This window comes from Colwellia sp. (assembly GCF_013215345.1).
GTDB lineage: Bacteria > Pseudomonadota > Gammaproteobacteria > Enterobacterales > Alteromonadaceae > Colwellia.
Genome location: NZ_JABSOV010000003.1, coordinates 23029 through 35073, shown reverse-complemented (window position 1 = coordinate 35073; position 12045 = coordinate 23029). Strand labels below are relative to the sequence as shown.

Here is a 12045-nt window from a genome sequence, read left to right as displayed (position 1 = left end):
AGGTTTACGCTTCGCAATCCGTGAAGGTGGTCGTACTGTTGGTGCTGGTGTTGTTTCTACAATCCTAGACAAGTAGTTGATAACTTATTGATAAGTAATTTGCGCTAGAATTTGTCTTAACGGCATTGGAAGTACTCATTGACTAACGTCAACTCCATGCTTCCGCTTTGTTAAGACTGCACCTAGCAGCAAATTAATCTATCAATATCTAAAGAAGGTCGCTAACGCGGCCTTTTTTGATCTTAAAATCCGCACTATAATATCCGTCGTCATTTCCGAAATTTCTGAGCGGACGTTACATGGATGTGACTTATTAGAGAATGCAGACGGTACAGGAAGTACCTTATTAGATAATGCAGGAGCAATTATCCTGAGCATATTCTCCTAAATGCATTGTCTGGATATTCCAGTAATTAAGTAAACTAACAAGATCTCTCGTAGGAACTCACATGACTTGGCAAACCACACTCACTTGGCAAAATGCACAAAAACGCGCGGAAGTTTTGCAACAAATTAGACAGTTCTTTGCTGAGCGAAAAGTTATTGAAGTTGAAACCCCCGCGTTATCTCAGGGCACAGTGACTGATGTATATTTAGATGCCTTCACCTGTAAATATAACTTTTTAGCCGAGAGTCCGGCTGATCAGTCAGCTGATTTGTACTTACAAACTTCGCCAGAGTTTCATATGAAACGGTTGCTTGCTTCCGGTTATGGCTGTATTTTTCAAATCGCTAAGGCATTTCGTCATGAAGAGTCAGGCCGCAACCACAACCCTGAGTTTACGATGCTTGAATGGTACCGTATTGGCTTTGACCAGTTTGATTTGATGCATGAGGTGGCTGAGTTACTGCAAGTCGTTTTAGGGGGGGATAAGGCGGTATTATCAAGTTACCAAGATATATTTATGCAAACCGTCTCTATTGATCCATTAACAGCAAGTTTTGATGAGCTTGTTGAGCTATTAAATAAGTACCATAAAAGTGCGGACTGGCTAATTGAAATGCAAAACGCAGACCTGTTGTTGCAGTTTATTTTTACCGAGATCATTGAACCAACAATAGGCGTCGACCAACCACAATTTATTTATGATTTTCCCATAGCTCAAGCATCACTGGCCAGAGTTTCAATCGACGATTCACGGGTAGCTCAACGATTTGAATGTTACTACCGGGGTATCGAACTAGTTAATGGCTTTAATGAATTAACAGATGCTAACGAGCAGCAAGTTAGATTTGAAGAAGATAATGCTAAAAGAACGGCTCAAGGCTTGCCTGTTAAGCCTATTGATAAAAACTTCATCGCGGCATTAACGCATGGGTTACCACAATGTTCGGGGGTTGCTTTAGGTGTTGATAGACTGGTGATGTTAGCGCTTGATATCAAAAATATAAGTGAAGTACAGAGTTTTTCAATAGAGAGAGCTTGATGGAAATAAAACAAACCCGAGATACGCCATGTCGAGTTTACTACTGCATTTTGTAAGAGCGCTACGTGTGAAAATATTGTCCTTTAGTCTGAACAAGACTATAATTAGGATCTTCAGAACATGTGCCTATTTTACTTATTATATAGGTAAAACAAAGGAACTACACAAAAGCATAGTTCATTTAATTTGACTCTTATCTAAACCCTTTATTTTATAAAGGGGATACGCGATTATGCCTCTTGCGCAGGGAAAGTATTATTACTCCCAGACCAAAAAGATAAATTGAAGCTGGCACAGGTACTGCTACAGTGATGTTACCCTCACTCTCACCAAATGTACGGAAAGACATGCTATTACCATTGCTAATCCCTGCTCGATTTGTAACATTTTTACCAATCAAAGCATCAGAAAACAATAGATTAGAAGTAAAAGGATTTTCACCAATATCTACACGCAATATGAAATCATCCATATTTTTTCCATTAATATCAGGGCCAAATCCATTAAAATTAAAGGATATAAAACCGTTGTTTGACTTGCTGATTAAATAATATGAATCTATTGTAAATATACGTTCTTGACCATCATTCCATGTGATTTCACCAGATGCTGAGTTTGAGCCTACTGATTCATTAACCTTTTGGCCTGTTGCTATTTCAAAATTTAATGAGATAGATAGAACCGTTGATGAACCACCAAAGTAAGGGGCAAGAACAGAGTCGTTACCTACTGTTGACGTTCCATCAAAGTTGATAAGTGTTGCATGTGCATTCAGGCTAAGGGTAGCCATTGAAAAAAGAGCTAAGGTTGTAATTAAAAACTTAGTCATTAATATTTATTCCGTTAAGTATATTTGTAATCTTGCCGAAGTAAGCAAAAATCATTCCGTTTATTTTATTCTTATTATAATCAGTTTGTTATGTACTTCTCAGTAGTCTTTGGAATTAGTAGTGTAAAGAAAATAAACACTAATAGACATTAATCAGCGATATAATTTCGATTTATCAAACAATATTTAAACGAGAATGTAGCAAGGTAAAAATCTTTGGAAATACTGCCACCCAAAAAATGGGACACAAAGTGAGCACAAAGTGGGACATCCATACTTTGTCACAAAGTGGGACATCCATACTTTGTCACAAAGTGGGACATCCATACTTTGTTGAATAAATAACGCCTTTTTACTATGGTTAAATAACAACCAAGAGAAGAGGTTTTATTATGACCCAATCACGCAGTAAGCAAGTGTCTTTACAAGATACCCGTTATTATCACTTAATTTCACGTTGTGTTCGCCGTGCCTACCTTTGCGGTGAAGATGCTTATAGCAAACAAAGTTATGAACACCGTAGGCAATGGATGGTTGACCGTATTCGTTTTTTAACGTCCCTTTTTTCGATTGATGTCGCTGCCTATGCGGTGATGTCGAATCATTATCATCTGGTTGTTTATGTTGATGAAAGTGAAGCTATGGCATGGAGTGATGAAGAGGTATGCGAGCGTTGGCAAAAGCTTTACCATAACCACCCACTCGTTGAGCGTTTACAAAAAGGACAAAGTAGTTGCCAAGCTGAGATTGATAAGGCAAACGAGATTATCAATAAATGGCGTATGCGTTTAGCTGATTTATCGTGGTTAATGCGCAACTTGAATGAATATATCGCCCGCAAAGCCAATCAAGAAGATAATTGCAAAGGCCGGTTTTGGGAGGGGCGCTTTAAATCTCAAGCATTACTCGATGAAAAAGCAGTATTAGCCTGTATGGCCTATGTCGATTTAAATCCCATTAGAGCAAAAATGGCTGATTCAGTACAAAGTGCGCAATATACCTCTATCTTTGAGCGTATTCACGACAAAGCCAGCTTTATTGATAATAAAGCGCAGTTCCCCTTTATTGTTAAGCCTTTACTTGGTTTTATTGGTAATGAACATCAGCAATCACCAAAAGGAATTTCATTCTCATTGTTAGATTACTTAACCTTGGTGGAAGAGACGGGAAAAATAATCAGGGAAGATAAAGGAGGGCACTTGAATACACAAACATTTCCACTATTACAACAACTAGGGTTAAACAGTGAGGACTGGCTACAACTCGCGCAACACTTTGGCAAACAATATCATCAAGCGGTCGGTACGGTAACTGAACTATCAACCTTTGCTGCTCACACAAGTAAGCGATGGATAAGCGGTCACCGACAGCAGGCTGACATTTTTCAATAAGGCATCTATCATCAAAACTTAACATCAAAGCGATTTATCGTTAGCTTTTATGTGGCTGAAATTTAAGTTATTCTGGTATTTAGAAGGGATTTATCGCAGCAAAGTGATAATCTAAGGGGGTAATTAGTTAGCCGGTTTTTGAATAGACATTTTTGCTGTTATCGCGATGATAATTTAGCTGTTTTAAAGTATGGATGTCCCGCTTTTTTCTTTTTTAAAGTATGGATGTCCCGCTTTTTTCCGCTCTTTGGACTCCCTCGGCGCTGCTACATCAAACGTAATCCTGCATTCAGAACAATTCTTGACGTAACAGCAATGAAGGCACATCAGGACAATATGCTCCTGCATTTTCTAATAAGGTACATGCTGTACCGTCATGTGCCACATTGCTTTTGCCATCATCCATGATGGCAATACGTGAATATTGTACTTCACTCCGGCGTTTGAAGAAGCAGACTTGGTGCTGGCTGCTATAGTGGTACTTTTAACTGTCATTCCCGAAGTGTTTTATCGGGAATCCATGTCACTAAGAACTGGATCCCCGACTAAGTAACCACGGGGATGACAACTGTTATTTCAGCTATCCGTGCTAAACACTCCAAATCCCATCTCAGCAATTCAATCACCAACTAGCAAGGGTAGGCCTCTACTCGAGACACGATGTCGAGGGCTGCCGTTGTTCATGGACGATAAATCGGCAGGAATCGTGGCTTACGCTAGATGGTGATTGAATGTTCTGCTGAGTAGGGCGTCGCAGGGGTTCCAAGGTACGTCGCCCCTTGGGTGTGGTCGCCACCGCGACGCCAAGCAGGAAACATAAACTCCAAGCCTATCGATAAATATCAAGCCTATCGATAAATATCAAGCATCAAGATTGAACTGAAAAGGTAGAGCAAGCTAAAAATTAAGTGCCAATAATTTTTCTTTATTATCACGTCGCCAGTATTTATTGGCATTATCTTGAATATATTGAGAGTAAAAATCGTAATTAACTTGTGTGTTGGGTTCACTACATAATAGCAGAGCAACGTCTAGACTCTGCCGTGTTTCGCCAGCCAGTCGAGCTTGTTCAAAAGTACGTTGTGCATGGTGATTAAACAGTTTTGCATCTAACATTGCTTGGGCTAATAAGGCTCTAAGATAAGAGTTTTCGGCATTATCCGTAGTCACATTGGCAATTAATACTTTCGCTTCACTTAGCCGGTTTTGCTTAATGAAATGGCGCATGAGTGCTTTTCGACTAGACTGGGCGACCCAATGATCTGGGGTCAATTTGGTATATTCAAGTACTTGTTTCCAGTGGGGTTCTTTATCCGAGGGCGTTTTAGCAAAAAAAGCATAATGAAAGGGGATTTTAGCAAAATGATAAATTGGCAGTTGATAGCTTTTCATCTTATTTTCGGCTTGTTGTAAGTACAAGTACTTATCGCCTGCCTTACTATGTTTATAGGCCAGTATTGATAGGTAAGTAAGGGCGTCTAGTTCGCGCGGGATATCATTAGCTTTGAACGATAAGTCGGCAGACCTTAGTAAACTATCTTTAATTGCAGGATAGTTGTCTTCTTGGTGATCAAGCCATGAATGGGCGAACCAAGCATCAGCTTGACGTTTTAAATCGCCAATTTGTTCAAAGTAACTAATAGCGGTGGTGAGTTTATGAGAGCTTAATTCATAGAGGTCTTTCTGGGTAAGTACTTTACTTTGAAAAAGCAAAGCATTACCTAGTTGCTGCCAGTTGCCTTGTTGTGCAGAAATTTTGGCTAACTTATCGGCCATTACCATGGCTTTTTCCAGTTCATCCATCATGATATAGACATTGATTAATGCGCCTAAGATGATGAGGTCGTTAGGTGACTTTTGATGGGCGATAGATAAGTTGGCTTGTTTCAGCTCAGGAGCTTGTGCCGTGTTAAGCAAGTCATAAATAACTTGCTGCTGTAAATGTTTTTGCAGTTTTTCAATTACTTCTTTGCTTGAAACGCCGGATAACTGTCCTTGCCAATCACCAGATGGGCCTTTAACAATAAAATCGATATAACTGTGTTGATTGTGGCGACGCATCTGTGCGGTTAATATCAACGGATGTATTTTTGCTAACTCTGGATAGGTTAACTCCAGATTATTATGAAATTCATCAGTGGTAATGTTGTTTAAGGCAGTGAAATCAAAATGTTCATTATCTGCTAGGGTAAAATTATCGCCATCTTGAGCGGACGAAATAGGAATATAAGCAATTTTCTTCAGTGCAACTTTGTTTTCTATTGCAGGTTTATTTTGAAAATTTATAGCAATAATGACAATAAGCATTATTGTGGCCAAGAGCGCATATGGCCAATAACCCTTGATTTTTCTCTGTGTTTTACTTGGAAAAGTGTTTGCTAAGCTAGTTGGTGATGCAGTCACAGTAGTGGCGGATGACTTTTGTGGAGTGATCTGAGTCGCGGTTGATAGCTCTTCAACGGCTAACTGCCATTGGTAGCCGCGTTTAGGAAAGGTTTTAATGGCGCCATTGCCAAATAAACTTCTTAAATGACTGATATTTTGAAATACCGCTTGTTCAGAAACTACTTTATCTTGCCAAACCAGTGATAATATTTCTTCTTTACTGAATACCTTGTCTGTTTGCCCAAGTAAGAGTGTGAGTACTTTTGCCTCGTTGTGGCGAATGGCCAATGACTGGCCGCTTTGTCTTAGCACTAAACTGTCACTGTCAAATTCAAAGTTTTTAAAGCTATAGCGCATGGTATTTAAGAAGGTGCCTGAATAATTGTTTCGTAAACATCTTAACTGATTCGTCATAGCAAGTGGTTAATTTATTAATCTGCTTAGTATTTTCACAGCGGTCGAGTAATTTGTTTAAATATATTGCCACTTGGACTATGACAACTTTGACTTAAAGACTTGTCACTCTGAATTTTACTGGCATGATGTAGTCATTATTTTCATTATTTTTACCTTGTTTGTTTTGTCGACGATATAATTTTTTAATCAGGCAAAGCATGCTGAAGTTAGCGGAGTCATGAATGTTTTCAAGTAGTAATCGCTTAGCCATCATTATTATGGTTTTTTGCCTGGTCGGCTTAAGCGCTTTTGATGCCATGGCACACGGTGTTGATGAAAGTACCCGGTTGTTTTTACAAAATAATACCGGCGTACAGTTTTTTGCCTTTATGTATATTGGCGCTAAACATATGGTGACCGGTTATGACCATTTGTTGTTTTTAGCTGGCGTTATTTTCTTCTTATACAAGAGTAAAGATATTCTGCTTTATGTCAGTATGTTTACTTTGGGTCATAGCTTAACCTTACTCTTTGGTGTGTTGTCGGACATACAAGTAAATGCCTATATTATCGATGCCATTATTGGCTTATCGGTTGTTTACAAAGGTTTTGATAACTTAGGCGGTTTTCAGCGCACGTTAGGCTTTAGTCCCAATGCAAAAGCAGCGGTACTAATCTTTGGGCTTTTTCATGGTTTTGGTTTGGCGACAAAATTACAAGAGTTTCAACTGCCACAAGATGGCTTATTTGCCAATTTAATCGCCTTTAATTTAGGGGTAGAGTTAGGGCAGTTTGCTGCATTAACTTTCATCTTACTTGTTATAAGTTTTTGGCGAAAACATCCTTCATTTAAGCAATTTTCCACGGCAAGTAATACCTTATTGATGAGCGCAGGCTTTATGCTTATTGGTTTTCAGTTAACCGGTTACTTTACCAGTTAAGTTAGATAAATTAGTTAAGTTAATCAATTATTCAATGAACGCAATCAGTCATTTTAGCGTTCAGACATAAAGAGAAGAGAAATAGATATGCAAGATACCTTATCAAACCAAGCATTGCTCAAATCGACCGTTATAGCTTTGCTTATTGCCGGCTTAGCGCTGATTAGCTTTATTTTACCGGCCGAATATAATATCGATCCAACAGGCATTGGCGCTAAATTGGGTTTAACGGCTTTGGCTAACCCAGAGGCTACTGCTGCCGCTTCTTCAGCTACTAAGGCTCAGCAAACTGGACAGCCAGCTGCAGAGAAAGATGCAAGCGATATCATTGAAGTTATTGTCCCAGCAGGTCGTGGTGTTGAGTATAAGTTTGCCATGACACAATTTAAGAAAATGCAGTATCAATGGCAAACAGGTGGTGAGCCATTGTTTTTTGATTTACATGGCGAGCCAGAGGGCGATACCACGGGCTATTATGAAAGCTATGCCATTGCCACCTTAACTGAAATGAAAGGTAGCTTTACCACACCGTTTACTGGTGTTCATGGTTGGTATTGGAAAAACACATCAGATAAAGCAATCACAGTTAAACTTACCGTTAGCGGTGAATATAGCGTTATTGGATTAAAAAAATAATGACTACGAATTAGCGAGTTATCGATAAAAAGGCGTTAACAACTTTATCCCGGTGAGAAAAAACTGTTTTAAAGTTACCGGGATAATAACAAAAAGTGCCGTGCCTTTAGCAAATTCAGGATTTAGCTGGCAATAGAAGTTAATTTCTTCTTTATCACTTGTTTTAAAATTTGCTACTTCTTGGGCACTATAATTGCTAGCGCGGCCAGCCGTGACTAGACAAGGCACTTTTAAAACAGGGCTGTCAAAGCCGTCTTTATTAAATTGCTCAAATAATTGCTTTGCTTGTTCTTTGCCATTAGCGTTTGGCCAAATAATGGCGAGTTTTTTAGCCATAGCGCGATACATAGCGGGACTTAACATGGTATCGGCGTAATAGATATTTTGTCTCGGGCTTTTCAACCAGCAGATAAATGCCTGCTTCATCGAATACATAAAAGTATTACCACCTTTTCTATATTGGGGGTAAAAAGCTGCGGATGCCCTGATTAATACATTCTTGCCACTTTGACTAAAATTTATTAAGCAATAACCGACCACTTCATTTTGAGCAAAGTACAACCTTAACTTTCGAGCAAAGACATCGTTAGCAACAAAGTACTTGTTAAAGTAATACTCAGCATCAACGTCGTTAAAGCTGGCAGAAATTAACTTAAGTAATGCCTGTTTATGTGCATCATTTAGCCAGTTTTTATTTTGAGTGTAATCAATGAATGAGGTTTTCATAAGTCGTTGTGGATTTTTCTTCTATTACTGCTGCTTTGATTGAGCTTAACATGACAATATATAGGCAACAACTTAGCTTACTTTTCTGCTCTTATAGCCGCTATTTGCACTTACATTCATCTTTTTAGCAACATAATTTGTTTATAGGTTTAATAAAATATTCCCATTCAGCTTATATAAACTCTATTTTGCCTCTATTGCCCTCTATTGCCCTCATTTGCTTTGACATTAACGCTTAGCATTGGCAAAGTAATTTTTTAAATGCGAAAAGATAATAATAATGAATCAAATAAGCAGTAAGTCTGTTAAAAATTTACCTTTTAAATTATCACCATTAATGGCTGGTGTGGTTTTATCGTTAGGTGTAGTGGTTAGTGGTTGCCAAGATACTAATTCAGTAACTCCAACTACCAGTAAGGTCGTTGAGTCAGCTCAACAGGTAGAACAAGTTGCTGAAGTCAACCATACAGCATTAGCCGAAGAAATCGCTAAAAAATACATTATTACTGATGGCCATATTGATGTGCCGTACCGTTTAGAAAGTGAATTTGAAAACGTTGCCGAGCATACAGCACATGGCGATTTTGATTTTCCAAGAGCAGTTGCTGGTGGTTTAGATGCCCCATTTATGTCTATTTATATTCCAGCTAAGTTTGAGAGAACTGGTGGCAGTAAAGCGCTTGCTGATAAATTGATCACTATGGTTGAAAATATAGTTAAAGCGGCACCAGATAAATTTGCTTTAGCTTATTCAACGGCTGATATTGAAGCTAACTTTGCTAAGGGTATTATTTCGCTGCCTATGGGCATGGAAAATGGTAGCCCGATTGAAGGTGATTTAGCCAACCTACAACACTTTTTTGAGCGCGGTATTCGCTATATCACTTTAACGCATTCAAAAGCGAACCACATTTCTGACTCCTCTTATGATGAAAATCGCCCAGCAGGCGGTTTAACAGATTTTGGTAAAACTTTAGTAGTAGAAATGAATAATATTGGTGTCATGGTTGATGTTTCTCACATCTCAGATGAGGCCTTTTATGATGTTATGGCGATAACTAAGACTCCAGTTATTGCTTCGCATTCTTCAGCCCGTCATTTTACTCCCGATTTTGAACGTAATATGAGTGATGAGATGATTCAAGCGCTAGCGAAAAATAACGGTGTGATTCAAATAAACTTTGGCTCTAGCTTTATTTCACAAGCGGCTATTGATTACGGTAAGTTGCGCAAAGCAGCGATAAAAGTGTTTATCGCTGAAAACGACCTTGAGAAAAATAGTGATGAGGTAAAAGCGTTTAAAGAGCAATACAAAGTTAGCAATCCATACCCTTTTTCTAGCTTAAGCGATGTGCTTGATCACTTTGACCATGTGGTGAAATTAGTTGGTATAGATTATGTCGGTATTGGCTCTGATTATGATGGTGTTGGTGATAGTTTACCTACTAACTTAAAAGATGTAGCTTCATATCCTAACTTGATTGCAGGCTTGTTAAAGCGTGGTTATAGCGAGCAAGATATTGCCAAAATCCTTTCAGGTAATGTTATGCGCGTTTGGCAAGCTGCAGAGGCTTATGCTGCACAGCATTAAGTTTTAAAGTGTTATTAGTCCTCATTTATCTTAGGTTAACTAAGGTAAATGAGGACTTCTTTGTAAATTAATAATTGCCAATCACTTTGCTTGCGGAGCATTGATATGGGTAAATTGAGTACCCTCTAAGTCCATTATTCTCAGTGGTAATGTCATTACCTAAGGTAATAGTTCAATGGCGCGAACTTGTAGTATCGCTTCACCGCCATCTTTATCTGTCATACTTGGTGTTAAATAAATGGCATTAATATGCTCAGGTAATAAACCATAATCTTTCGAGCTAGCTGGTGTCCAATCAGGACGGTAGAAATCTTTTAAAGCAACTTCCTTGGTAAGCCACTGCTTAGACGCGGGTAACTTTATTTGGTAATGGGCATAACTTTGGTCGCCATTTTTACCGTATTCTTGCTGTGATAACTTAATGATAAGTGGAATATCACACTGGTAGGTTAAACGTATTTTCTGATGACCTGCTAAAGAAGTTGTAGGTAACTTATGAATCAATTCAACCCATGAATTACGTTTTTCATCCACTCGCGGAACACGTTTGAATTTTATCCAAATACCGCCGTGCCTAATAAGTTTTTCATTAATAATAGCTTCACTACCATAAGGGTCAGTATCATAAGTCCATTGATGTTTATTCAAGGGCGGATAAGTGACATCTGCTTGGACGAACGTTGTCATTAATAGTAGTAAACTAGCGACGCTAGCAAGCAGTGTTGATTTGATGAAATGCATTTTAATCCTTTAAAAGTAATGTGCGGGCCTAGATAGTCGGTTTTCTATTGAGTGAAATATTACGGCTGCTAGTTGGTGCTTGCTGTTGCCAGTCGGTCAGAGCATATTTTGCTAATATAGTGTCTAGCTTACCACTTCGTCTAAGTGTCATTAAGCCGTTATCAAATAGCTGAACTTGCTCCTTGCTGAGTAAAGATGAAAAGCCTAAAAATAATGGGGTCAAGTCCCCTTGACTACCCGCATAAATAATCGATGATTTGGTCAGTGTTGACAGTTGGTATTGCACAGTAAATCGAGAGTCTAACAAAATATCTAATCGGCCCATTTGCAGCATTTTTAATTGCTTTGCTAGGGGCGAGTTACCACTGGCTGGAAATACATGTGCAGTATTGCTTCTAAGTAACTGATTTAGCTGTTCACCATAATGATAACCATTAATGGTACCTAAAATAGCATTGTCTTTTAAGGTCGCGGATAAGTGAGCGATACTCTGAAAGCGCCAAGGGTTACCAGCTCTTACATAAAAATCATTATATAAGCAGCCAAAGCTTAACTGGCTTTGCTGCAATTGAAGATCAGCAATATGTTGCGAGGTTAAGGCAAGTAATATATCGACTTGGCCTTTTTGAGCTAGGTTTAATGCTCGTGCTAACGGCATTAAGGTAAACTTTACCTCTAGAGCATTGTCTCTAGCTATCTCTTTGACTATTTCAACCAAGAATCCAGGTAAAACACGATCATCGCAAATGTAAGGGCACCACTCATCAGAGACAACCGTTAAGGTTTTTGCTTGGGCTGGCTTAATCGCAATACTTGACCATAGTAAGAAAAATATGAGGCTAAGCTGCAATAGCTTGATAGGGATTTTTATCATGGGCTATATTCTATAGCTAAAGAGCTAGTGATAATAGTAAGCGCTAGCACTAACTACCAAGGTTGCTGATAAAGACAAGTGACAGCAGTAAGTGGTCATTGGAGCCAC

At 38.7% G+C, this 12045-nt stretch carries 11 protein-coding genes and 1 pseudogene; 6 read left to right on the top strand and 6 right to left on the bottom strand.

From position 1 onward, the window contains the following. Positions 1-76 (top strand): annotated as a pseudogene (locus tag HRT50_RS00810) (elongation factor Tu); the annotation flags it as partial. A 373-nt stretch (positions 77-449) separates the two neighbouring features. After that, a complete protein-coding gene (gene epmA / locus HRT50_RS00805; protein WP_291610353.1) occupies positions 450-1427 on the top strand; it encodes an elongation factor P--(R)-beta-lysine ligase in 978 nt (325 codons plus the stop codon). A 211-nt stretch (positions 1428-1638) separates the two neighbouring features. Here epmA and HRT50_RS00800 read toward each other — a convergent pair whose 3' ends face one another. Next, on the bottom strand, positions 1639-2256 hold the full coding sequence (locus tag HRT50_RS00800; protein ID WP_291610351.1) for a PEP-CTERM sorting domain-containing protein: 618 nt from the start codon (positions 2254-2256) through the stop codon (positions 1639-1641). Positions 2257-2648: 392 nt separating this feature from the next. Here HRT50_RS00800 and HRT50_RS00795 point away from each other — a divergent pair, with 392 nt between their 5' ends. Further along, positions 2649-3647, top strand: coding sequence for a transposase (locus HRT50_RS00795; RefSeq protein WP_291610349.1), 999 nt, complete (start codon positions 2649-2651; stop codon positions 3645-3647). A gap of 351 nt (positions 3648-3998) precedes the next feature. On the opposite strand, the gene HRT50_RS00790 is transcribed toward HRT50_RS00795, so the two are convergent. After that, on the bottom strand, positions 3999-4142 hold the full coding sequence (locus tag HRT50_RS00790) for a hypothetical protein (protein WP_291610347.1): 144 nt from the start codon (positions 4140-4142) through the stop codon (positions 3999-4001). A 402-nt stretch (positions 4143-4544) separates the two neighbouring features. After that, positions 4545-6446 carry a winged helix-turn-helix domain-containing protein gene (locus tag HRT50_RS00785; RefSeq protein ID WP_291610345.1) on the bottom strand — a complete coding sequence of 634 codons (1902 nt, stop codon included), beginning with the start codon at positions 6444-6446 and terminating at the stop codon, positions 4545-4547. A 224-nt stretch (positions 6447-6670) separates the two neighbouring features. Here HRT50_RS00785 and HRT50_RS00780 point away from each other — a divergent pair, with 224 nt between their 5' ends. Next, positions 6671-7369: a HupE/UreJ family protein gene (locus tag HRT50_RS00780; protein ID WP_291610343.1), complete on the top strand. Its 699-nt coding sequence runs from the start codon at positions 6671-6673 to the stop codon at positions 7367-7369. 87 nt (positions 7370-7456) lie between these two features. Beyond that, positions 7457-8005: a hypothetical protein gene (locus HRT50_RS00775; RefSeq protein WP_291610341.1), complete on the top strand. Its 549-nt coding sequence runs from the start codon at positions 7457-7459 to the stop codon at positions 8003-8005. An 18-nt stretch (positions 8006-8023) separates the two neighbouring features. Here the strand turns inward: HRT50_RS00775 and HRT50_RS00770 are convergent, their stop codons facing one another. After that, positions 8024-8731 carry a hypothetical protein gene (locus HRT50_RS00770; RefSeq protein ID WP_291610340.1) on the bottom strand — a complete coding sequence of 236 codons (708 nt, stop codon included), beginning with the start codon at positions 8729-8731 and terminating at the stop codon, positions 8024-8026. Between the two features lie 280 nt (positions 8732-9011). On the opposite strand from HRT50_RS00770, the gene HRT50_RS00765 reads away from it, so the two are divergent. Continuing rightward, positions 9012-10322, top strand: coding sequence for a dipeptidase (locus tag HRT50_RS00765; protein ID WP_291610338.1), 1311 nt, complete (start codon positions 9012-9014; stop codon positions 10320-10322). 159 nt (positions 10323-10481) lie between these two features. Here the strand turns inward: HRT50_RS00765 and HRT50_RS00760 are convergent, their stop codons facing one another. Together HRT50_RS00760 and HRT50_RS00755 are read right to left on the bottom strand one after the other, a co-directional pair. Continuing rightward, complete coding sequence (locus tag HRT50_RS00760) at positions 10482-11063, bottom strand: hypothetical protein (RefSeq protein WP_291610336.1); 582 nt, start codon at positions 11061-11063, stop codon at positions 10482-10484. A gap of 28 nt (positions 11064-11091) precedes the next feature. Further along, positions 11092-11937, bottom strand: a complete 846-nt coding sequence (locus HRT50_RS00755) for an ABC transporter substrate-binding protein (RefSeq protein ID WP_291610334.1) — start codon at positions 11935-11937, stop codon at positions 11092-11094. Positions 11938-12045: the final 108 nt, after the last annotated feature.

Bases quoted from the DNA above. Each gene is read 5' to 3' on its own strand.
- epmA (WP_291610353.1), top strand. From the start codon at position 450: ATGACTTGGCAAACCACACTCACTTGGCAAAATGCACAAAAACGCGCG.
- HRT50_RS00760 (WP_291610336.1), bottom strand. From the start codon at position 11,063: ATGCATTTCATCAAATCAACACTGCTTGCTAGCGTCGCTAGTTTACTA.
- HRT50_RS00775 (WP_291610341.1), top strand. From the start codon at position 7,457: ATGCAAGATACCTTATCAAACCAAGCATTGCTCAAATCGACCGTTATA.
- HRT50_RS00765 (WP_291610338.1), top strand. From the start codon at position 9,012: ATGAATCAAATAAGCAGTAAGTCTGTTAAAAATTTACCTTTTAAATTA.
- HRT50_RS00800 (WP_291610351.1), bottom strand. From the start codon at position 2,256: ATGACTAAGTTTTTAATTACAACCTTAGCTCTTTTTTCAATGGCTACC.
- HRT50_RS00790 (WP_291610347.1), bottom strand. From the start codon at position 4,142: ATGACAGTTAAAAGTACCACTATAGCAGCCAGCACCAAGTCTGCTTCT.
- HRT50_RS00770 (WP_291610340.1), bottom strand. From the start codon at position 8,731: ATGAAAACCTCATTCATTGATTACACTCAAAATAAAAACTGGCTAAAT.
- HRT50_RS00755 (WP_291610334.1), bottom strand. From the start codon at position 11,937: ATGATAAAAATCCCTATCAAGCTATTGCAGCTTAGCCTCATATTTTTC.
- HRT50_RS00795 (WP_291610349.1), top strand. From the start codon at position 2,649: ATGACCCAATCACGCAGTAAGCAAGTGTCTTTACAAGATACCCGTTAT.
- HRT50_RS00780 (WP_291610343.1), top strand. From the start codon at position 6,671: ATGTTTTCAAGTAGTAATCGCTTAGCCATCATTATTATGGTTTTTTGC.
- HRT50_RS00785 (WP_291610345.1), bottom strand. From the start codon at position 6,446: ATGACGAATCAGTTAAGATGTTTACGAAACAATTATTCAGGCACCTTC.